Here is a 20,908-nt window from a genome sequence, read left to right as displayed (position 1 = left end):
TCCATCATACGCTGTAGAAGAAAGCTTTGGTGGGTGAGGTGAACGGAATGGATTTGGCGATCGGTGATATCGTCACTAGAAAATCATATCAGCATGATTTATTGTTCCGTGTATCCAGCTTCACGAGTAATAAAGTCATCCTGCATGGAGAGGACATGCGGTTAATCGCCGATGCTCCCCGGGATGACCTGGTGAAGGCTGGGACACGTGAAATAACCAAGCGCAAGAAGACATGGCAGGACAAAGAAGACTACTCCTACCGCCTCTTTCGCCAGGATTACCTGCTGATGAAGGATAAGCGGGATTATGAATCAACCTCAGGTTATCAGCATAGCCCGAATTACTTCCAAATTCCTGCAAAGGTGCTCCACATCGATGGGGATAAGACATATTTGAAAAAATGCATCGATTTTTATCAGCGTTTCGGCATCCAAGTGCATGGCATCCATCTGCAGGAAAAAGAAATGCCGCTCCAAATCACTTCCCTCCTGGAGAAAATCCAGCCAGATATTATCGTCGTTACAGGACATGATGCCTTCCAGAAAAACAAGGGAGATAAATCCGATATCCGAGCCTATCGTCATTCGCAGTATTTTGTCGAAACGGTGAGGGAGGCACGCAGGCTCTATCCCCATTTGGATCAATTGATCATATTTGCCGGCGCTTGTCAGTCCCATTTTGAATCCTTGATACGAGCAGGGGCGAATTTTGCAAGCTCTCCCAGCAGGATCAATATTCATGCCCTGGATCCGGTCTACATTGTCGCAAAGGTCGCATATACCCCATTCATGGAAAAAGTAGGTGTATGGGACGCGCTCCGGAATACATTGACTGGTGAACGGGGGCTTGGCGGAATCGAGACACGCGGATTGCTTCGGACAGGATTGCCTTTTGTTGATCCGGATGAGGTGAATGAGGACGATTAATGGCTGTACTTATCGTAAATCTGCCACTGATGCATAATTTTGTATGGATTTGAAAGAATAAAATGAAATAAGAAACATTTAATCTTTTCATTGACATCAAAATTGGTATGCTGTTATAATAAAAAGTTTTATTTGACTCCATATCTAAAATGTGTTATGATTAGATCAGTGAGGTGGAGTGCAGTGGCTAAAACATTAGTGGAAATTAAGCAGGGTCTGGAAGGACAAATTGGTAAACGTTTAAAATTGAAAGCTAATGGTGGGAGAAAGAAAACCATCGAACGTTGCGGAGTACTTGCGGAAACGTATCCAGCTGTATTCATCGTAGAACTCGATCAGGATGAGAATGCGTTTGAGCGTGTCTCCTATAGCTATGCAGATGTCTTAACCGAAACAGTCGAATTGGATTTTGATACGGATGATTTGAACGAAATTGCAAAATAATGCTTGAAGGAAAGCAGGGGGATATCCTCCTGCTTTTTGTTTTGCCTTATTTACAAAGATCTGACAGGCATAGCATACGGGACGGGACAGAGAATAAGAATGTCGTACAATCTCAGAAGGGAGCTGTTTTCTTTGGGCAGAAGAAGAGGGATCATGTCTGATGCACTGAAAGAGGAAATTGCAAAGGAGCTTGGATTTTACGACACTGTACAGAAGGAAGGCTGGGGCGGCATTCGTTCCCGCGATGCCGGGAACATGGTCAAGTATGCCATTGCCATGGCTGAGCAGTCTATGCGCGATAAGCAATAAGGCGGGGCCCTTCTCTTTTATAAAGAGGAGGGTTCCTTCTTTTTAGGCAGAATAGCCTGCACCTTCTTTTTATGATACAATTTTGAAGAAATTCAACTAAAGTAGGTGACATGGCATGCATTTGCTCGAAAAGGCGCCAGCTAAGATCAATCTTTCGTTGGACGTACTGTATAAACGCCCGGATGGCTATCATGAGGTAGAGATGGTGATGACAACGATCGACCTGGCAGACCGGATAGAGTTAATCGTGTTACAGGAGAACAAGATCGAGATCGAATCGGACAATCGCTTTGTACCGAACGATGAACGTAATCTTGCCTACCGTGCGGCGCAACTGATAAAAGATACATATAACATCGACAAAGGTGTCAAGATATACATAGACAAGCAAATCCCGGTTGCGGCGGGTCTTGCTGGAGGAAGCAGTGATGCAGCAGCCGTCTTGCGCGGTCTGAATACATTATGGGATTTGCAGCTATCGCTGGATACGCTGGCCGAGCTCGGAGCCAAGATCGGATCGGATGTATCGTTTTGTGTATATGGCTCGACAGCATTATCGACTGGACGCGGGGAAAAAATCAAGGAACTCCCGGCTCCGCCAGCATGCTGGGTCGTATTGGCGAATCCCGGTATCGGTGTGTCCACTCAAACCATCTATCAGCAGTTAAAGATTGATACTATCGAGCACCCTGATACACAGGGAATGGTAAATGCCATTGAGCAAGGCGATTTTCAATCCATCTGTGACAAAGTCGCCAATGTACTGGAGCCTGTCACGCTTAAACTTTGCCCGGAAGTGAAGCAAATCAAACAGCAGATGAGTGAAGCAGGGGCAGATGCGGTGCTTATGAGCGGAAGCGGACCGACAGTCTTTTCCCTTGTATCCCAGGAGAGCCGTGCTTACCGAATCTATAACAGTCTCAGGGGTTTCTGCGAGCATGTATATGTTGTGCGGATGCTCGGTGGGCGAACGGAGCTTGATTAAAACCGTACGAGAATGTTATTATCTAACAATAACATTCGGTTTTGAGGTGTAGAGATGAAAAGAAGTGAACGTTTGGTTGCGATGACGAACTATTTGATGACTCATCCGCAGCAATTGGTGTCTTTGCCATATTTCTCGACGACGTACGCTGCTGCCAAATCCTCCGTCAGTGAGGATTTGTCCATTATAAATGATATGTTCCAGCATGAAGGTATCGGGTATTTACAATCTGTTTCAGGCGCTGCAGGCGGTGTTCGCTATATCCCTGTTTACTCGCAGGAGAATAGCGCAGCTTTTATCGAGGAGCTGTGCGATAAACTGGCGGATTCCGACAGACTCCTGCCAGGGGGATACCTATTCATGAGTGATATACTTGGTGAACCAGCAGCGGTGGATAAGATTGGCCGCTTATTTGCAACAGCATTCCACGATCGAGAAATCGATGTGGTGGTGACGGTGGCGACAAAAGGTATTCCGATTGCATATGCTGCTGCCACTTACTTAAATGTGCCTGTTGTCATTGTCAGACGTGATCCAAAGGTGACAGAAGGATCGACAGTCAGCGTGAACTATGTATCTGGATCCTCCAGAAAGATACAGACGATGGTATTGTCCAAACGCAGCATCCCTGATCAAGCCAATGTCTGCATTGTGGATGATTTTATGAAAGCAGGCGGGACCATCAACGGAATGAAGAGTCTCCTGCAGGAATTCAATGCGAACGTTACCGCAATCGGCGTATTGGCGGAAGCGGAAGATGAAGAAGAAGAACGTGTGGTCGAGGATTACACATCGTTGATCAAGATTCAGAATGTCGATGTACGGAATCAGCGGATTGAGGTACAAAAAGGCAACTATTTCAGCTGATGATGCTTTCCCATCCTTTCTCTTATTTTTTTAAAAAAAGTTCTATTTGGAGCAGGAACTTCCAGTCTTATGTAGAATTACTGGTAATAAGTTCTAAATAAGGTAAGGGTGGTGAAGCATAATGGAAGTAACTGACGTAAGATTACGCCGCGTTAATACCGAGGGAAGAATGCGTGCTATCGCTTCTATTACAATGGATCAAGAGTTTGTCGTACACGATATTCGTGTCATTGAAGGGAATAACGGCTTATTTGTCGCTATGCCTTCCAAACGGACACCGGATGGTGAATTCCGGGACGTAGCACATCCGATCAATTCCGGTACACGGAGTAAGATTCAGGATGCTGTACTGCAGGAATACCATCGTGCAGGAGAAGAAATAGAAGTGGAGTATGAGGAAGCGGCCGGCGCTTCTTAATATGGTGCTTAACAGATGGCGGTTGCGTCATCTTTCATACAAGATGTGATTAACAGCTGTTCTAGTATATGGAATGGCTGTTATTTTTATGCATTCAGCACGGGTGGATGGATGCGGAATTATCTCGAATTACGTGAATTCAGGCTCTGATCCTGTTGAAATGACAATTATTTTAAGATATATTTACAGAGGATAAAAGAATGGAGGGTTCGCATGTCAAACCGATATGCAGTCATCCTTGCTGCTGGAAAGGGCACCAGGATGAAATCGAAGCTGTACAAAGTGCTGCATCCTGTGATGGGGAAACCGATGGTACAGCATGTTACTGACCAGTTAAATTCTTTGCAATTAGATAAATTGATTACAATCGTCGGGCATGGGGCAGAGGACGTGAAAGCCCAGCTTGGAGATGCAAGTGATTATGCCCTTCAGGAAGAACAGCTTGGTACAGGACATGCGGTCCTTCAGGCCGAGGCGTTCCTGAAAGACAAAGAGGGTGTGACGGTCGTTTTAAGCGGAGATACACCGCTGATCACAGCCGACACCATTCAAGCATTGCTTGATCATCATGAACAGCAGGGGGCAAGCGCCACAGTGCTGACTGCCAAGGCTCCGGATCCTGCAGGTTATGGACGGGTCATCCGCAGCGAGGCCGGGGAGGTACTCCGCATCGTCGAGCATAAAGATGCCAATGCAGAAGAACTTTTGGTGGATGAAATCAACACGGGTACATACTGCTTTGATAACAAGCTATTGTTCCAGGCATTGCATAATGTTTCGAATGATAATGCCCAAGGTGAGTATTATCTTCCGGATGTGCTGGAGCTGCTGAAAAAGGATAATAAGCTGGTGACTGCCTACCAGACACCGGATTTCGATGAAACGATGGGTGTGAATGACCGCGTGGCGCTTTCCCAAGCAGAGCGCATCATGAAACGCCGTATAAATGAACATCATATGCGCAATGGTGTCACGATCATCGATCCGGATTCGACTTATATCAGTGCTGATGCAGTGATCGAGCAGGATGTCACCATCTTGCCGAACACGATGATCCTTGGTAAGACGGAGATCAAAGAAGATGCTGTCATCGGTCCGAACTCGGAAGTGAAGGATGTCGTAATCGGCAGCCGCACCGTCGTGAAGCAGAGCGTAGCGCATGACAGCGAAATTGGGAATGATGTCAATGTCGGACCGTTCGCTCATATCCGTCCGCAAGCACAGCTTGGGGACAAGGTGAAAATCGGAAACTTCGTCGAAGTGAAGAAATCAGTCATCGCCGATGGAAGCAAAGTTTCGCATCTAAGCTATATTGGTGATGCCGAAGTTGGAAAAGATGTCAATATCGGTTGTGGTACAATAACAGTGAACTATGACGGAAAGAATAAACATCTGACCAAAATAGAGGACAATGCCTTTATTGGCTGCAATACGAATTTGATTGCGCCAGTGACAGTCGGAAAAGGCGCTTTGGTGGCAGCAGGTTCAACCATTACGAAAGATGTACCGGAAGACGCTTTATCGATTGCCAGAGCAAGACAAGAAAACAAAGATTCTTATTTCAAGAATAAATAATTTTGGAGGGTTACTCGACATGCCTTATAATGATCCATCGTTAAAAGTTTTTTCTTTGAATTCCAATCCAGAGTTAGCTAAGTCAATTGCAGACCACATTGGCGTAGAACTAGGTAAAATCACTGTCTCCCACTTTAGCGATGGCGAAATCCAGATCAATATTGAAGAAAGCATCCGCGGCTGTGACGTTTATGTTGTCCAGTCCACTTGTGCGCCTGTCAACCAGCATATGATGGAACTGCTCATCATGATCGATGCATTGAAACGCGCTTCAGCCAAGACCATCAACATCATCATGCCTTACTACGGTTATGCACGTCAGGATCGTAAAGCACGTGCCCGTGAACCAATCACAAGCAAACTGATTGCTGATATCCTGCAGACTGCCGGAGCGACACGCGTTCTGACATTGGACTTGCATGCACCGCAGATTCAAGGTTTCTTCGATATTCCAATCGACCACTTGGTAGGTGTTCCGATCCTATCCGACTATTTCGAGAAAAAGAACCTGGAAGATATCGTGGTTGTCTCCCCTGACCATGGCGGTGTAGTGCGCGCACGCCGTATGGCAGATCGTCTGAAAGCGCCGATCGCAATCATCGATAAACGCCGCCCTCGTCCTAATGTGGCCGAAGTGATGAACATCATCGGGGAAATCAAAGGCAAAACAGCGATCATCATCGATGACATCATCGATACAGCTGGAACATTGACGCTAGCTGCGAATGCTTTAAGAGAAAAAGGCGCAACAGCAGTATACGCAGCGTGTTCCCACCCGGTATTATCCGGTCCGGCAATCGAGCGAATCCAAAATTCACAAATTAAAGAGCTTGTCGTTACAAACTCAATCCCTCTTCCAAAAGAGAAACAAATCGACAATATAACACAGCTTTCCATAGCTCCGCTATTCGGTGAAGCAATCGTTCGTATCCACGAACAGCAATCCGTCAGTATCCTGTTTGATTGATTTTATGTTTAGTACTGAAGTCGTAAGGGAATCATTACCTGTAGATCCGTAAAACTATGGAGGGTGATTACGATGGCAGTAAAACTTAAAGCAGACAAACGAGTTAACCATACGAAATCTTATATTAAAGAATTGCGCGAAGAAGGTATCATCCCGGCAGTCGTGTATGGCAATGGCAAAGAACCTGTCAGTGTCGCAGTGGATAGTATCGACTTACTGAAAACTGTACGTGATGAAGGGAAAAACGCAATCATTTCACTGGATATCAAAGGCGACGCAGTGGATGTCATGCTGCATGATTATCAAACCGACCCTTTGAAAGGCGGTCTTGTGCATGCGGACTTCTATGTAGTCAACATGTCAGAGGCGCGTAATGTGGAAGTGCCGATCCAGCTTGAAGGGGAAGCACCGGGTTCCAAAGAAGGCGGCGTTCTTCAGCAGCCATTATACGATTTGGAAATCAGTGCCAAGCCAAATGATATCCCAGATCAAATCACGGTCGATGTTTCCAAGCTAGGAGTCGGTGACAGCATCAGCGTCGGCGATTTGCCAACGGACGGTGCGTATGAAATCCTGACGGATGCCGATACAACAATCGCTACTGTTACCGCACCAACCGCGGAAATAGAAACAGATGACACCACTACTGGCGATGCGGATGATGTGGAGGCAATCGAAGAAGGATCCAAGAACGATAAAGAAGAATGATTTAAATGAGCTGCACCTAACAAAGGTGCAGCTTTTTCTTTATGTAAATTTTATATGAAGAATCCAGAATGAAGGACTATCCCTTGCTGTGTTAGGGTATCCTATACAAACACCAGGCAAAGCATGTCAAGGATGGGAAAGTAAGCATCCTTGATGTGCTTTTTTTGCAGGCAGGGAGGAATTCCCTTTTCTGTCGGAGAAGGATATAGAGTCGGGGCAGGAATTTCTTTTTGGCGATATAGGCAATGAATCCCTGCATGAGGAAATGCACCTCATTCCGGGATTCCTCACCCATTCCTCCGTTTCTAACCGGTTTCTTCCGCTTTTCGTTTTTTTCGGATTTCTTGATTTTTTGTCTTGGGTTGGGGTATGATTTTTGGGAATGGACTATGAGTAAAGGGCGTTAATGACTATGAAAATGATTGTCGGACTTGGGAATCCAGGTCAGAAATATGATCAGACTCGGCATAATATAGGGTTCATCGCGATTGATGAATTGGTGCATCGGCACGATTTGCCATTATCCAATAAAAAGTTCAATAGTGTGTATGCGACTGGTTTGATAAATGGGGAAAAGGTGATTTTGGTCAAGCCTACGACATTTATGAATCTTTCGGGAGAAGCAGTCCGACCGCTGATGGATTATTATAATGTAGAGCTGGAGGATCTGGTTGTCATTTATGACGATCTTGATTTGCCGGCAGGGAAAGTTCGGCTGCGGGAAAAAGGCGGTCATGGCGGGCATAATGGCATTCGGTCCTTGATTGCCCATCTTGGCACGAAGGAATTCAAGCGTATTCGTCTAGGGATCGGCCGTCCGGTCAATCAGCAGCCTGTGGTGGACTATGTTCTCCAGCGTTTCCATCAGGAAGAGCTGCCGGATATCGTCGATAGTGTAAAGAAGGCGGCAGATGCTTGTGAAACCTGGCTGAAGGAACCTTTCCTGCATGTCATGAATGATTTTAATCGCTGATTCATAGACTGCAACCAGATGTGTATGAATTTTAGCGCTTTCGGGCAGACTTTGACAGAGTCAAATTCAAGTCCCGGAGGCGTGATCATGGCAATTATATATCGATGTCGGCATTGCAAAACCAAGCTGGCAGAACTGGATGAGTATAAGGTTGATATCAAAGCGCTCGGATGGGATCGGTTATCCGCAGCGGACTATCAGGAAATGGTGCAGATCGATTCTGGTCATATTGTCTGTCAGGTAGCATGTGAGGATTGTGAAAATGCTCTGCAGCAATATCCGCATTATCACGAGCTGGATCATTTCATGCAATAACGTAAAGCTAAATAATGTTGTCATAAAAAGCTTTGGTGCGTCAACCAAGGCGTTTTTTGCTTATGACATGCACTAGCAGAAGGAGGCATTATGCAAGAGATCAAGCAATTCATCTCCACCCAGGATGATATACAATCTGTCATCAATGGGATAAAGTCAGGGATGAACGAACAGCTTTTGACAGGGTTGTCTGGATCGGCAAGGGGAGTCCTAGCGACAGTCTTGCAAGATGCAATACGTCGAAAGGTCATTCTGGTGACACACCAGCTGACACAGGCGCAGACACTTTATGAAGATATATTGGAACTGAGTGCGCATTCGAATGTGTACCTCTATCCTGTGAATGAATTACTGGCATCCGAAATTGCCATCTCCAGTCCAGAGCTTCGCAGCCAGCGCTTGGATGCATTGCGTAATTGGATGCAAAGCGAGAATGGCATCCTGGTGGCTCCGGCTGCAGCATTAAAACGAATACTTCCACAACCAGCTAAATGGGAAAGCTATCAGCTGGCTTTTCGTGTTGGAGAGGAAATTGATTTGGACCGCTATTTGCGGGCGCTGGTCGATATGGGATATGAACGTGCCGACATGGTGGAATCCCCCGGGGAATACAGCTTGCGCGGCGGGATATTGGATATCTATTCGTTGACGGAATCCAATCCGATACGGATTGAATTATTCGATACGGAAGTAGATTCAATCCGCTATTTTGATTCTGATACACAGCGGTCCTTGGAAAAAAGGGATGCTGTTGAAATAGGTCCTGCCACAGAATTACTCGTCGATAGTGAAGATATTGCCAGGGCAGCTGATCGGCTGGAGAAGGCATTGGGAGAAACCATAGGCAAGCTGCAGGCAGATGAGCATAAGCAGCAGGTGCTTGAAGCTGTCAGCCAGGATCTGGAGCGACTGCGCCAGCAGGAACGTTTTCAGGGTATGGCCAAGTATGCCGGCTATTTTTATGATGAACCAGCTAGTCTATTAGATTATCTTGGCCAGGATGGCTATATCATCCTGGATGAAATGAGCCGGATACAAGAAACCGCCAATCGGCTTGATGAAGAGGAAGCGGAATGGCATCAGAGCCTGCTGGAAGCACATCAAACCGTCAGACAGCTGAAACTGTCATTTGACTGGCATGAAGTACTGCAGAGGATGAAGCAGGCGCGTTTATACTTAAGTGTTTTCCTGCGTCATATACCGAATACACATCCGCAAAATATCGTAAATGTGACATGCAGGGCGATGCAGCAATTCCATGGACAAATGCATTTGCTGAAGAATGAGCTGGAGCGTTGGGAAAAAAGCAATTATTCTACTATTTTAATGGCTCCTAACCAGCAGCGTGCAGAGAAAATCCAGGCTGTTCTGGCTGATTATGATATGGAAGCGGCCATTACAGAACATATCTCCCTTCCAGTGGGCACCCCGACCATCATGATCGGAAATATCAGCAGCGGTTTTGAATTGCCATTCCATAAGCTGGCGGTCCTGACAGAAAACGAACTGTTCAAGAAGCGTACTGCAAGACCGAAGCGTAAGCAGAAAATATCGAATGCAGAGCGGATCAAGAGTTATCAGGAGCTTTCTGTAGGGGATTATGTCGTTCATGCCAACCACGGGATTGGTCGCTATGTCGGCATCGAGACCTTGCAGGTGCAGGATGTGCATAAGGATTTCATGTTAATCCGCTATTCCGGCGATGATAAGCTATTTGTACCGATCGATCAGATTGATCTTGTACAAAAATATGTCGGTTCAGAAGGAAAAGAGCCGAAACTGTACAAGCTCGGCGGGACAGAATGGAAGAAGGTCAAAAGCCGGGTACAATCATCTGTGGAGGATATTGCGGATGAATTGATCAAGCTGTATGCCGAAAGGGAAGCCTCCAAGGGATACGCCTTCTCGGAAGACGGTGAAATGCAGCGGGAATTCGAGGCGGCATTTCCTTATCAGGAAACGGAAGATCAGCTCCGTACCATTGATGAAATCAAGAAGGATATGGAACGGGAACGGCCAATGGATAGGCTGCTTTGCGGAGACGTCGGCTATGGCAAGACAGAAGTGGCTATCCGCGCAGCTTTCAAGGCAATTGCGGATGGAAAGCAAGTAGCAATCTTGGTGCCGACGACTATTTTGGCGCAGCAGCATTACGAAACGATTTTGGAGCGCTTCCAGGATTATGCGATCAATGTAGGCCTGATGAGCCGTTTCCGGACACGTAAGCAGCAAAATGAAGTCATCGCCGGTTTGAAGAGCGGTGTCATCGATATAGTCATTGGCACACACCGCTTGCTTTCCAAGGATATCGTCTATAAGGACCTTGGTTTATTGGTCGTCGATGAGGAACAGCGATTCGGTGTAAAACATAAAGAGAAGCTGAAACAGCTGAAGACAAATGTGGATGTGCTGACGTTGACGGCAACACCTATTCCTCGTACATTGCATATGTCCATGCTTGGTGTCCGTGATCTTTCCGTCATCGAGACGCCTCCTGAAAACAGATTCCCGATCCAGACATATGTCATGGAGTACAATCCGGTCTTCATCCGGGAGGCGATCGAAAGGGAAATGGCCAGGGATGGTCAGGTATTCTTCCTTTATAATAAGGTGGAAAATATCGAACGGAAAGCTCAGGAAATCGCAGCGCTGGTCGATGATGCGAGAGTGGCCTTCGCACATGGCCAAATGAATGAATCAGAGCTGGAAAGCGTCATGCTTGCCTTTCTTGAAGGAGAGTATGATGTCCTTGTCAGTACGACAATCATCGAGACAGGGGTGGATATTCCCAATGTGAACACCTTGATCGTCGACAATGCAGACAGGATGGGGCTCAGCCAGCTGTATCAGCTGCGCGGCCGTGTGGGACGCTCCAATCGAGTGGCATATGCGTATTTCACTTATCAGCAGGATAAGGTTCTGACAGAGGTGGCAGAAAAACGTTTGCAGGCCATTAAAGAGTTCACGGAATTGGGATCCGGATTCAAAATCGCCATGCGTGATTTATCCATCCGGGGTGCAGGTAATTTATTGGGGTCCCAACAGCATGGCTTTATCGATTCTGTCGGTTTCGATATGTATTCCCAAATGCTCACCGAGGCAGTGGAAGCACGTAAGGCAGGGAAACCTGCAGAGGAAATCAAACCGTTCGAAGTGGAGCTGGATTTGGATATCAATGCCTATATTCCAGAATCTTATATCAAGGATGAAAAACAGAAAATTGATATGTATAAACGCTTCCAGAGCTGCACATCGCAAGAGGAAATCCATGATTTACGAGAAGAGCTGATTGATCGATTCGGCGACTACCCTGAGGAAGTGGCCAACCTCTTCCATGTGACTTCCTTGAAGATGTATGCAAAACGGGAGAAAATCGAATCCATCAGCGAGAAAAAGAAAAAACAGCGCATGGAGATACTGATCGATCCCGAGATGAGTCAGCATGTCGATGGCAGTAAATTGTTTGAATTCGCTAATCAATACGGCCGCATGGTGCAGCTTGGTACCGAGGATAAGAAATTGAAAATCGTCTTCAATTGGGACCGGCAATCGTATGAACGTCGATATGAAATCGCAGAAGAGTTCATTCAAGCAATACGCGAGCTGAAACGTGCCAGCTGATTCTTTCGCTTTTGCCCTAAAAAATCGGCAAAAAATGTATAGGAATGCCGATGTGTATCATACTAACAGCACAACTGGTGAATTCTTCTTTTCTTCATAATAAGTAGAAAATACCCCAGAGCAGCTTATGATACAGAAAGAGAGGCAATGGAAGATGAAGGCTACAGGAATCGTACGTAGGATCGATGACTTGGGACGTGTTGTCATCCCGAAGGAAATACGCCGGACACTGCGCATTCGAGAGGGGGATCCGCTGGAGATCTTTGTTGACCGTGATGGTGAGGTCATTTTGAAGAAATACTCCCCGATCAGTGAGTTGGGCGACTTCGCAAAAGAATATGCAGAAGCATTATTTACGTCGATTGATCATGGCGTCCTGATTTGTGACCGTGATGAATACATTGCAGTTGCAGGTGAGTCGAAGAAGGAATACATGAATAAAGGTATCGGTTCTATTGTGGAAAAAGCAATGCAGGACAGAGCAACCGCTACGGTTAATCAAGCGGGTAATGTAGAGCTTGTGGAAGATAAGGACGATGAAGTGCAAGCATATGTGGTCAGCCCGATCATCGCCAGCGGAGACCCGATCGGCTGTGTCGTCATTGTCAGCCGTAACGATGGCGAGCTTGGCAAAGTCGAGGAAAAAGCGGCGGAAACAGCTGCCAATTTCCTTGCGAGACAAATGGAATAGTGAAAAAGGAATCCCGCAACGATCATGTTGCGGGATTCTTTTTATGCTAAGCTGAAAGTTAAGAGGAGGGGAGCTTATGATCGAGGAGAATGCTAACGGCTGCTCACCTCGTATTTCCAGCATACATCCCTGAAAGCTTCCAGTCGTATCGATTCTTGCACGCAGTTGAAGCAAGATATGATATGGGTCTCATGGTATAATCCCAATAGGTAAAGGTTGGAGGAATCATCGGATGGGATTAGGAATGAAGCGGCTGTTTCATGGTGCTTTTGTGCTGGCAGTCGCTGGTTTGATCAGTAAGATATTAAGTGCGGGCTATCGGGTCCCATTTCAAAATATAGTAGGAGATAAGGGATTTTATATTTATCAGCAGGTGTATCCATTCCTTGGGATTGCAGCGAGCTTGGCATTATACGGCATTCCTGCAGCAGTGTCCCGGCTGGTTGCCGAACGTTACCGGAATGTTTCCCCGTCATGGCGTTCTTTTTATTTGCCGATAGGGACATTCCTGCTTGGTTTGGCAGTGATCACATTTGTCGTGCTGTATGCAGCTGCTCCGCAAATAGCTGGATTGATGGGTGATGCTGCTTTGGAGAAGCCGCTTAAGGCAGCGGCATTCATTTTTTTGGCTGTTCCCTTTACTTCGATCCTGCGGGGCGTCTATCAAGGAAAGCAAAATATGACCCCGACAGCCGTTTCGCAAGTGGCGGAGCAGATGGTCAGGGTTGGTTTGATTCTCGGCATCACCTTCCTTCTTGTACGTTCAGAGGGCGATTTGTATGATATTGGAGCCGAAGCAGCACTGGCATCATTGGCAGGGGCTTGCTTCGGTATCGCAGTCCTTTGCTTTTATATGAAGAAGCAGCCGATCATATCGACAGTGGAGCAGCGCCTTCCGTGGATGTATATCATAAAAACGATTCTCGTATATGGCTTCTTTATTTGTCTAAACTATATGCTATTACTGCTTTTGCAGTTTGCCGATGCTTTCACACTTGTATCGGGCTTACTGGAACATGGTTTGGATTTGGATGAGGCACGTGAATGGAAAGGGATATATGACCGCGGCCAGCCGCTTGTCCAGTTGGGCATCGTCGTTGGCTCTTCCCTGGCAATGTCCTTTGTGCCATCCATTACGAAGGATCAGCTGCTTGGTGATAAGAAGGCTGTCATCAAACTGCTTCAGAGCGGGTGGAAGCTTAGTTTTCTGCTGTCCATTGCAGCTACTGCTGGATTGATCAGTCTGTTTCCGCTTGTTAACGAATTATTATTTAAAACGGATATCGGTACATATTCTTTACAAGTATTCATGCTGACAATCTTTGTGTGTTCCTTGACGTTGACAACAGCCTCGATGCTGGAGACATTAGGGAAATGGAAGCAGACAGCAGCCATTATCGCAGCAGGCTTCCTTCTTAAATGGTTGATGAATGAATGGCTGGTGCCAATTTACGGCATCATGGGTGCTTCGTTGGCGACTGTCATAACGGTAGCTTGCATACTGGCAGGCAACTTGTACTTGCTTAAGCGTTATCTGCCAGAAATTAAGTTGTTCCAGCTTCCGTGGAAGAGTCTGATTGTCGGATTGTTGTCCATGTCTGTCGCTGTAGGGTTATTATATTTAGCTGCTGTCGAATTGTTTCACGTGAAAACACGAATTTTGTTATTGATATATGTATTGTTTGCTGTCATCGTCGGTGCTGCACTGTATGGATTTACTTTGATACGGACAGGAGCATTCAGCCGGGCGGAGTTGATGTCATTGCCATTCAGCAGCCGATTATTGCGATTGGAAGGGAGAAATAAGGAATGAAGCATACCATTGAAGTGGTAGGACTGGGTGGCGGAGATATTAACCAGTTATCACTAGGAATCTATAAGAAATTGAAAGGTCACGGGAAACCCATCTTTGTCAGGACAATGGATCATCCGGTTGTACAGACGCTGCAAGAAGAAGGGGTGGAATTCCATTCCTATGACGAAATCTACGAAAATCATCCCGATTTTCAGTCGGTTTATGAAGAAATTGCTAACAGCTTGTTCCGTCAAGCTGAAGAAGGTTCATTGATATATGCAGTTCCTGGACATCCGATGCTCGCGGAAATGACTGTTCAGCTGCTGCTTTCCCAACAGGAAGTCGATGTGAAAATCATTGGGGGGCAAAGTTTTCTTGATGATTTATTCTCTGCCCTAAGGATCGATCCGATCGATGGCTTTCAGTTTGTCGACGCTACATCCTTCCGGCGTGATGAGCTGGAGTACAGACAGCATCTCATCTTCTGCCAAGTATACGATCAAATGGTAGCATCGGAAGTGAAATTGGAATTACTGGAGGATCTGCCGCCGGAGTATCCAGTTACCATCGTCGATGCTGTGGGCAGCGCGAATGAGAGCATGAAGACCGTCATGCTTGAAGACTTGGATAGAAGTGTGGAATTCAGTAATTTGATGAGTGTTTATGTGCCGCCGGCAGTGTCGCTGGAGCTGAATCACAAGTTTTACAGATTGCGCGAGGTGATCCGGACGCTGCGCGGGCCAGGGGGCTGCCCTTGGGATCAGAAGCAAACGCATGAATCATTGCGGAGATATGTAATTGAAGAAGCTTATGAACTTATTGATGCCATCAATAAGGAAGATGATGAGAATCTCATCGAGGAGCTGGGGGATGTATTGCTTCAAGTCATGCTGCACAGTCAAATCGGTGAAGATGATGGTTATTTCACCATCGATGATGTAATCAGAAGCGTTACAGAGAAGATGATTCGCCGCCATCCGCATGTTTTCGGCGAGGCGGTCTTGGAAACAGAACAAGAATTGCAAACGAGCTGGGAAGCCATTAAGCAGGAAGAAAAAGCAGGTCAACCCCAGAAGCAAGAAAACAAATCACTGCAGCCGGAGCTGATGAAAGCGGCAGAGCTTGGCAAGCAAGCGGAATCCCCTTCCAATTTGGCACAATTGCTGTCCGAATTCAGCAGGAGGGCATCAGAAGCGGCGCTGGATGAAAAGGTCATCGGAGAGCTTCTGTTTGCTATTGCCTCTTATGCAGGCTATTATAAAATAAATCCAGAAATTGCTTTGCATCAGGCAATGGAGGGTAATAAAAGTACGGATAAGGGAAGTGAATGACATGCGCTTAGATAAGTTCCTAAAAGTGTCGCGATTGATCAAACGGCGGACACTGGCTAAAGAAGTGGCCGATCAAGGCCGAATCACCATCAATGGTATCCAGGCAAAAGCATCCACGAATGTAGCCGTTGGAGATGAGATGGCGATTCGCTTCGGACAGAAACTGCTGACGATCGAGGTGCAGCAGCTGAAGGAAGCTGTCAAGAAGGAAGATGCTGCAACATTGTATAAAGTGAAAAAGGAAGAACCTGTACAATAAAAATCGTTCTAACCTTGTCCCTGTCCTCATAGATTGTTAGGGATAAAGGGAGGCGGTAACGATGGATCAAACCCGGAAAGTCCAAGCGGATCATGATATAAAAATGTTCAGTCGGAAATCGCTCGAGATCAGCGGCGTAAAGGAAGTGGACAGCTTCGATAGCGAAGAATTCCTGCTCCAGACGGAAATGGGTTATATGATCATTCGCGGGAGCAACCTGCATATGAAGAATCTCGATTTGCAGGAGGGTAAGGTATCGATCAAGGGCAAAATCCAGGAGCTGTCCTATTTGGATGAGCATCATGGGGAGAAGGCTAAAGGACTCTTTAGCAAGCTCTTCAAATGACGCTGACGGTCCAGTTCCTCACTATAGTGTCGATGATTGCAGGCGGAGTCTATCTTGGTGCAGCCATGGATACATTCCGCCGCTTTGAACGGCACTGGAAAAAGCGGGTCGTCATGCGTTATGTCATGGAGTGCAGCTTCTGGCTGCTGCAGGCTTTGCTGTTGTTTTTCCTGCTGTTTCAGGTGAACCAGGGGGAAATGCGTTTTTATATTCTTTTGGCATTATTATGTGGTTTTGCAGGATACAGGGCCTTATTTCAGACAAGCTATCGGCGTGTGCTGGAATTGCTTATCCGTATCATCCGAAAAACGATGATCATAACGAAGAGGATTTTACAGGTGCTCATCCTGACACCGATCCGACTGGCAATCCAAGGACTGCTGCTGCTGGCAGGGGGAGTCCTTGCGCTCTTATGGAAATTGATCCGATTGGTGCTGGTCATCCTCTTTTACCCAATACGTCTCATTGGTCGGCTAGTGTGGAGGCTGACACCTGAAAGGTATCGAAAAAATTACTCCAAATTAGCAGGTATCTATAGTAGAATGAAGAATATAGCAAGAAAGTTTTACGATTCACTGCGCAGGACAAGGAGGTAAAACTGGCGTGGCAAGAAAGAAACGGAACGTAACGAAGATGGAGTCCAGCTACACAAGACAATACGATGCATATACGGAACGGCAGCGGAAAAAACAAAAAAGACTCTTTCGGCGTTTGATCTTGTTCGCCGCTTTTGCAGTTGTTCTGCTGGGTTTGATGACTGGATATCATATTCATCAGCGCGGTGTTTATGCCCAGAAGCAGACGGAATACAAAGAGAAGCAGGAAGAGTTGGCAAGCTTGCAAGATAAAGAAAAGGATCTCAAAGAGGAAATCGAGCTTTTGAATGACAAAAGTTATGTATTGGAAATCGCCAGAACCAATTACTTCTATTCAAAAGACGGTGAGACCATTTTTAAGATCACCGAAGAAGAGCCCTCTTATTGACACCCTTTTCCAAGCTTTTATATAATATATAAGTAGTATATTTCTTTCAAACTTTAAGGAGGAGCATTTTTTTTATGTCAATTGAAGTAGGCAGCAAGTATCAGGGTAAGGTAACAGGAATCACTAATTTCGGTGCATTCGTAGAACTGCCAGGCGGATCTACAGGACTAGTGCATATTAGTGAAGTTGCCGATAATTACGTAAAAGACATTAATGAGCATTTGTCTGTCGGTGATATGATCACAGTCAAGGTCATTAATGAAAAGGACGGAAAGATTGGGCTTTCCATCAAGAAAGCAAAAGATAATCCGCCACCAGCACGCCGTAATAACAATAGGGGATCCGGACATGGCGGTGGTCATCGCGATCGCACGGAATCATTCGAAGCCAAGATGAATCGCTTCCTGAAGGATTCAGAGGACCGTCTTGCGTCCCTTAAGAAACACACAGAATCAAAACGCGGTGGCAGAGGCGCTAAAAAAGGTTAAACTTGCTGTCTATATTGGGATTTGATAAAAATGCAAATCTTCAGATATAAAACATGGAATCGGATGCGAAAAGCATCCGATTTTTTTGCATATAAAAAAACAAGGAATGCAATCTGCATTCCTTGTTAAAGATAGCGGCGGAGGGGATCGAACCCCCGACCTCACGGGTATGAACCGTACGCTCTAGCCAGCTGAGCTACACCGCCATATGAAATTAATTCTTTCAAAGCACAAGTAATATAATATAACAGCCTGTACGATATGTCAACAATAAATTTTTTATAACGTTTGGCAGGAAGATTACGTTATAGTAAGGATATAGACTTAGGGGAGGGGATCAGGATGATTTGTCTTGTCAGGCATGGCGAAACGGATTGGAACAAGCTTGGAAGAATTCAAGGCAGTACTGATATACCGCTGAATGAAAGAGGGATCAGACAGGCGCAGGCTACTCGTGATTATCTGGCAGATAGTGAATTTGACATGATCATTGCAAGTCCGATGAAGCGGGCAAGGAAGACAGCTGATATTATCAATGAAGCCCTGCAGCTGCCGCTTGTAGAAATGGAAGGTTTTGTCGAAAGGGGATTCGGCGAGGCGGAAGGTCTTACCAGGGAAGAACGGGAAGCTAAATATCCTAGCTTTGATTTTCCAGGTATGGAGTCATGGGATGATCTGGTTGAGCGGGTAATGAAGGCGTTGCAGGAAGTGAATGAGAAGTATGGGGATAAAAAGGTGCTGTTAGTTGCACATGGAGCAGTTATCGCTGCGATTCTATCTACCATCTCGGATGGAGAATACGATCTTGAGAATACGCGTCTCGTGAATGCTTGCATCAGCAATATCCAGTTCATCGAAGAAAAATGGAAAGTACATAATTACAACCTTTCCGATCATTTAGCGAATATATAAAAAACCTGCATCCGTAACGGATGCAGGTTTTTTATTAATGTGTTTCGGAAGTTTTTCCGATTGGTGTTGTTGTAGCTGTCGATTGTTCCTGTTCGATTTCGTCTGCAGGACGTACCTTTCTTAAGAAGAAGGAAAGCAGGAATCCGACTGCTGCGATGATCGTTGCAATCCAGAAGGCATCATTGATACCCTCGATGGAACCAAGCAATGTTGCTTGCTGCTGCGGTGTACCGGACGTGATCATGTCAGTTACATGTTCTTTGGATTGAGTGGAGAACACTGTGACAAGCAGAGCGGTACCAATCGCACCCGCCATTTGGCGAAGTGTATTTGCCATCGCTGTTCCGTGCGCATAATAGCGTTTCGGCAGCTGATTCAATCCAGCTGTCATGATTGGCATCATAACCATGGATACACCGACCATACGGAAGGTATAAACAGTCATCATATATGTGTAAGTCGTATCAATGGACAACGTACTTAGGAAGTAAGTTGTGATCGTAGTGATCAATAGACCGATCAATGCAAGCGGACGAGCACCGATCTTGTCGAATAGCTTACCTGTGATAGGTGACATAATGGCTGATACCAGTGCACCAGGCAATAGTAATAGACCTGATTTAAGCGGTGAGTAACCAAGCATATTCTGTGTGAAAATCGGAATCAATAGCATCGCTGCGAACATTGCCATCGTGATGACGACGTTGATTGTAGTCGATAGGGAAAACATCCAATATTTGAATACACGGAACTCGAGCATCGGTTTTTTGATTGTCAGCTGACGGATGATGAAAATCAGCAAGGCAATTCCACCTACAATTAGTGTGGAGACTACCGGCGCGGAACCCCAGCCTTTATCCCCTGCGACACTGAAGCCGTATAACAAGCCGCCGAATCCTACGGTAGAAAGGATTACAGACAGAACATCGACTGATGATTTCTGTGTTTTGGTTACATTGCGCAAAACAAAGATTGCCAAGATGACATCAATGATAGCGATTGGCAGGATGATGAAGAATAACCATCTCCAAGATGCATGCTCTACGACAAAACCGGATAGTGTAGGTCCGATTGCCGGCGCGAACATCATCGCAAGTCCGATGACACCCATTGCACTGCCTCGTTTTTCGATTGGGTACAAGCTCAATACAGTATTGAACAATAATGGCATCATGATACCTGCACCTGCTGCTTGTACGATACGACCGATCAGGATTGTTGTGAATTCAGGTCCGACTCCGCAAATGAGTGTTCCAATTGCGAACAAGCTCATAGCGGTGATGAATAGCTTACGAGTTGTGAATCTTTCCATAAAGAAGGCGGTGATCGGAATCAGGATACCATTGACCAGCATGAATGCTGTTGTCAGCCATTGCGCTGAGTTTTCTTGTATATCCAAATCCACCATCATTTTCGGCAGTGCGATATTCATCAGCGTTTGGTTCAGAATGGCCACGAATGCACCTAGAACCAAGATGGCGACGATCGGCCCTCTTTTTAGCGTCTGCGGATCTACATATGCAGAACGATCTTTCATGTTGCTTCATCTCCTTGAGTAGTAATTTTATTTAGCAAACGGTCGTGAAGAGACAATAATGTCTCGATTTCCTCCGTGCTGAAGTCTGAAATGCTCTCCAATCTTTGCAAATAGGTTCGGTATGCCGTCTTTTTCTGCTCCAGTCCCTTTGAAGTCAGTGACAGTACGATGGCCCGCCGGTCATGTGTCGAGCGCTCCCGTTTTACCAATTCAGCTTGTACAAGCCTTTCAACCGTTTCGCTTACTGTGCTCTTGCTCGCATTCACTTTATGCGCAAGATCGTTCAAGCCAGTTCCGGGCTCGTTCGCCAATACTTTTAGGATGTGCAGCTGAACGACCGTCACTCCTAATTGATCGGCATTGTGCCAGAATTGCTTGTGAAAAGCTTGGTTCAAACAGCGAAATGATTGGACGACTTGGCTGATTTTTTCCTCATCAGTCAAAGTTGTCATCCCCT

General features: G+C 46.0%; 23 protein-coding genes and 1 tRNA gene. 21 read left to right on the top strand and 3 right to left on the bottom strand.

Annotated elements, in window-relative coordinates; translation table 11 throughout:
- Positions 1 to 47: 47 nt before the first annotated feature.
- The 20 genes from yabG (at position 48) to MHI54_RS08365 (ending at position 18,002) form a co-directional block, all read left to right on the top strand.
- Positions 48 to 926 carry a sporulation peptidase YabG gene (gene yabG / locus MHI54_RS08460; protein WP_095217169.1) on the top strand — a complete coding sequence of 293 codons (879 nt, stop codon included), beginning with the start codon at positions 48 to 50 and terminating at the stop codon, positions 924 to 926.
- Between the two features lie 183 nt (positions 927 to 1,109).
- A complete protein-coding gene (locus tag MHI54_RS08455; protein ID WP_038562465.1) occupies positions 1,110 to 1,370 on the top strand; it encodes a Veg family protein in 261 nt (86 codons plus the stop codon).
- Positions 1,371 to 1,502: 132 nt separating this feature from the next.
- Positions 1,503 to 1,679: a small, acid-soluble spore protein, alpha/beta type gene (locus MHI54_RS08450; RefSeq protein ID WP_038562461.1), complete on the top strand. Its 177-nt coding sequence runs from the start codon at positions 1,503 to 1,505 to the stop codon at positions 1,677 to 1,679.
- 115 nt (positions 1,680 to 1,794) lie between these two features.
- On the top strand, positions 1,795 to 2,664 hold the full coding sequence (gene ispE / locus MHI54_RS08445) for a 4-(cytidine 5'-diphospho)-2-C-methyl-D-erythritol kinase (RefSeq protein WP_095217152.1): 870 nt from the start codon (positions 1,795 to 1,797) through the stop codon (positions 2,662 to 2,664).
- Between the two features lie 54 nt (positions 2,665 to 2,718).
- Complete coding sequence (gene purR / locus MHI54_RS08440) at positions 2,719 to 3,531, top strand: pur operon repressor (RefSeq protein WP_095217153.1); 813 nt, start codon at positions 2,719 to 2,721, stop codon at positions 3,529 to 3,531.
- A gap of 121 nt (positions 3,532 to 3,652) precedes the next feature.
- Entirely contained in the window at positions 3,653 to 3,949 is a 297-nt protein-coding gene (spoVG, locus tag MHI54_RS08435) for a septation regulator SpoVG (protein WP_038562451.1), read from the top strand.
- A 213-nt stretch (positions 3,950 to 4,162) separates the two neighbouring features.
- Positions 4,163 to 5,524 (top strand): bifunctional UDP-N-acetylglucosamine diphosphorylase/glucosamine-1-phosphate N-acetyltransferase GlmU, encoded by a 1,362-nt coding sequence (gene glmU / locus MHI54_RS08430; RefSeq protein WP_095217154.1) that lies wholly within the window; start codon positions 4,163 to 4,165, stop codon positions 5,522 to 5,524.
- A 19-nt stretch (positions 5,525 to 5,543) separates the two neighbouring features.
- The gene (locus MHI54_RS08425; protein WP_095217155.1) at positions 5,544 to 6,491 is read left to right on the top strand and encodes a ribose-phosphate diphosphokinase; all 948 of its coding nucleotides are present in this window, start codon (positions 5,544 to 5,546) and stop codon (positions 6,489 to 6,491) included.
- Positions 6,492 to 6,563: 72 nt separating this feature from the next.
- The gene (locus MHI54_RS08420; protein WP_095217156.1) at positions 6,564 to 7,199 is read left to right on the top strand and encodes a 50S ribosomal protein L25/general stress protein Ctc; all 636 of its coding nucleotides are present in this window, start codon (positions 6,564 to 6,566) and stop codon (positions 7,197 to 7,199) included.
- Between the two features lie 412 nt (positions 7,200 to 7,611).
- A complete protein-coding gene (gene pth / locus MHI54_RS08415; RefSeq protein WP_095217158.1) occupies positions 7,612 to 8,172 on the top strand; it encodes an aminoacyl-tRNA hydrolase in 561 nt (186 codons plus the stop codon).
- A gap of 87 nt (positions 8,173 to 8,259) precedes the next feature.
- Positions 8,260 to 8,487 carry an anti-sigma-F factor Fin gene (locus MHI54_RS08410; RefSeq protein WP_158221589.1) on the top strand — a complete coding sequence of 76 codons (228 nt, stop codon included), beginning with the start codon at positions 8,260 to 8,262 and terminating at the stop codon, positions 8,485 to 8,487.
- A gap of 90 nt (positions 8,488 to 8,577) precedes the next feature.
- Entirely contained in the window at positions 8,578 to 12,108 is a 3,531-nt protein-coding gene (gene mfd / locus MHI54_RS08405) for a transcription-repair coupling factor (RefSeq protein ID WP_340082883.1), read from the top strand.
- Between the two features lie 154 nt (positions 12,109 to 12,262).
- Positions 12,263 to 12,799 carry a stage V sporulation protein T gene (spoVT, locus tag MHI54_RS08400; RefSeq protein WP_095217161.1) on the top strand — a complete coding sequence of 179 codons (537 nt, stop codon included), beginning with the start codon at positions 12,263 to 12,265 and terminating at the stop codon, positions 12,797 to 12,799.
- Between the two features lie 232 nt (positions 12,800 to 13,031).
- Complete coding sequence (locus tag MHI54_RS08395; protein WP_340082882.1) at positions 13,032 to 14,612, top strand: polysaccharide biosynthesis protein; 1,581 nt, start codon at positions 13,032 to 13,034, stop codon at positions 14,610 to 14,612.
- Positions 14,609 to 15,925 carry a MazG family protein gene (locus MHI54_RS08390; RefSeq protein WP_095217163.1) on the top strand — a complete coding sequence of 439 codons (1,317 nt, stop codon included), beginning with the start codon at positions 14,609 to 14,611 and terminating at the stop codon, positions 15,923 to 15,925. Before MHI54_RS08395 ends, MHI54_RS08390 begins: the two co-directional genes overlap by 4 nt.
- 1 nt (position 15,926) lies before the next feature.
- The gene (locus tag MHI54_RS08385) at positions 15,927 to 16,184 is read left to right on the top strand and encodes an RNA-binding S4 domain-containing protein (RefSeq protein ID WP_095217164.1); all 258 of its coding nucleotides are present in this window, start codon (positions 15,927 to 15,929) and stop codon (positions 16,182 to 16,184) included.
- A gap of 61 nt (positions 16,185 to 16,245) precedes the next feature.
- The gene (gene yabP / locus MHI54_RS08380) at positions 16,246 to 16,530 is read left to right on the top strand and encodes a sporulation protein YabP (protein ID WP_093728739.1); all 285 of its coding nucleotides are present in this window, start codon (positions 16,246 to 16,248) and stop codon (positions 16,528 to 16,530) included.
- Positions 16,527 to 17,126 (top strand): spore cortex biosynthesis protein YabQ, encoded by a 600-nt coding sequence (gene yabQ, locus MHI54_RS08375; RefSeq protein ID WP_095217165.1) that lies wholly within the window; start codon positions 16,527 to 16,529, stop codon positions 17,124 to 17,126. Before yabP ends, yabQ begins: the two co-directional genes overlap by 4 nt.
- A gap of 7 nt (positions 17,127 to 17,133) precedes the next feature.
- Positions 17,134 to 17,514 carry a septum formation initiator family protein gene (locus MHI54_RS08370; RefSeq protein ID WP_095217166.1) on the top strand — a complete coding sequence of 127 codons (381 nt, stop codon included), beginning with the start codon at positions 17,134 to 17,136 and terminating at the stop codon, positions 17,512 to 17,514.
- 74 nt (positions 17,515 to 17,588) lie between these two features.
- Positions 17,589 to 18,002 carry a S1 domain-containing RNA-binding protein gene (locus tag MHI54_RS08365; protein WP_093728742.1) on the top strand — a complete coding sequence of 138 codons (414 nt, stop codon included), beginning with the start codon at positions 17,589 to 17,591 and terminating at the stop codon, positions 18,000 to 18,002.
- Between the two features lie 132 nt (positions 18,003 to 18,134).
- Here the strand turns inward: MHI54_RS08365 and MHI54_RS08360 are convergent.
- Positions 18,135 to 18,208: transfer RNA gene (locus MHI54_RS08360), tRNA-Met, on the bottom strand.
- 130 nt (positions 18,209 to 18,338) lie between these two features.
- Between MHI54_RS08360 and MHI54_RS08355 the strand changes: the two genes are divergently transcribed.
- Positions 18,339 to 18,914: a histidine phosphatase family protein gene (locus tag MHI54_RS08355; RefSeq protein WP_340082934.1), complete on the top strand. Its 576-nt coding sequence runs from the start codon at positions 18,339 to 18,341 to the stop codon at positions 18,912 to 18,914.
- Between the two features lie 34 nt (positions 18,915 to 18,948).
- Here the strand turns inward: MHI54_RS08355 and MHI54_RS08350 are convergent, their stop codons facing one another.
- Both MHI54_RS08350 and MHI54_RS08345 read right to left on the bottom strand, forming a co-directional pair.
- The gene (locus MHI54_RS08350; RefSeq protein ID WP_095217244.1) at positions 18,949 to 20,451 is read right to left on the bottom strand and encodes a DHA2 family efflux MFS transporter permease subunit; all 1,503 of its coding nucleotides are present in this window, start codon (positions 20,449 to 20,451) and stop codon (positions 18,949 to 18,951) included.
- On the bottom strand, positions 20,448 to 20,894 hold the full coding sequence (locus tag MHI54_RS08345) for a MarR family transcriptional regulator (protein ID WP_158221593.1): 447 nt from the start codon (positions 20,892 to 20,894) through the stop codon (positions 20,448 to 20,450). The genes MHI54_RS08350 and MHI54_RS08345 overlap by 4 nt, the downstream gene beginning before the upstream one ends.
- Positions 20,895 to 20,908 lie beyond the last annotated feature (14 nt).

This window comes from Terribacillus sp. FSL K6-0262 (assembly GCF_037977385.1).
Lineage (GTDB): Bacteria > Bacillota > Bacilli > Bacillales > Amphibacillaceae > Terribacillus.
This window is presented reverse-complemented; position numbering and strand designations above follow the sequence as displayed.

Coding starts and splice junctions, on each gene's coding strand:
- yabG (WP_095217169.1), top strand. CDS start 48: ATGGATTTGGCGATCGGTGATATCGTCACTAGAAAATCATATCAGCAT.
- ispE (WP_095217152.1), top strand. CDS start 1,795: ATGCATTTGCTCGAAAAGGCGCCAGCTAAGATCAATCTTTCGTTGGAC.
- purR (WP_095217153.1), top strand. CDS start 2,719: ATGAAAAGAAGTGAACGTTTGGTTGCGATGACGAACTATTTGATGACT.
- spoVG (WP_038562451.1), top strand. CDS start 3,653: ATGGAAGTAACTGACGTAAGATTACGCCGCGTTAATACCGAGGGAAGA.
- glmU (WP_095217154.1), top strand. CDS start 4,163: ATGTCAAACCGATATGCAGTCATCCTTGCTGCTGGAAAGGGCACCAGG.
- MHI54_RS08425 (WP_095217155.1), top strand. CDS start 5,544: ATGCCTTATAATGATCCATCGTTAAAAGTTTTTTCTTTGAATTCCAAT.
- MHI54_RS08420 (WP_095217156.1), top strand. CDS start 6,564: ATGGCAGTAAAACTTAAAGCAGACAAACGAGTTAACCATACGAAATCT.
- pth (WP_095217158.1), top strand. CDS start 7,612: ATGAAAATGATTGTCGGACTTGGGAATCCAGGTCAGAAATATGATCAG.
- MHI54_RS08410 (WP_158221589.1), top strand. CDS start 8,260: ATGGCAATTATATATCGATGTCGGCATTGCAAAACCAAGCTGGCAGAA.
- mfd (WP_340082883.1), top strand. CDS start 8,578: ATGCAAGAGATCAAGCAATTCATCTCCACCCAGGATGATATACAATCT.
- spoVT (WP_095217161.1), top strand. CDS start 12,263: ATGAAGGCTACAGGAATCGTACGTAGGATCGATGACTTGGGACGTGTT.
- MHI54_RS08395 (WP_340082882.1), top strand. CDS start 13,032: ATGGGATTAGGAATGAAGCGGCTGTTTCATGGTGCTTTTGTGCTGGCA.
- MHI54_RS08390 (WP_095217163.1), top strand. CDS start 14,609: ATGAAGCATACCATTGAAGTGGTAGGACTGGGTGGCGGAGATATTAAC.
- MHI54_RS08385 (WP_095217164.1), top strand. CDS start 15,927: ATGCGCTTAGATAAGTTCCTAAAAGTGTCGCGATTGATCAAACGGCGG.
- yabP (WP_093728739.1), top strand. CDS start 16,246: ATGGATCAAACCCGGAAAGTCCAAGCGGATCATGATATAAAAATGTTC.
- yabQ (WP_095217165.1), top strand. CDS start 16,527: ATGACGCTGACGGTCCAGTTCCTCACTATAGTGTCGATGATTGCAGGC.
- MHI54_RS08365 (WP_093728742.1), top strand. CDS start 17,589: ATGTCAATTGAAGTAGGCAGCAAGTATCAGGGTAAGGTAACAGGAATC.
- MHI54_RS08350 (WP_095217244.1), bottom strand. CDS start 20,451: ATGAAAGATCGTTCTGCATATGTAGATCCGCAGACGCTAAAAAGAGGG.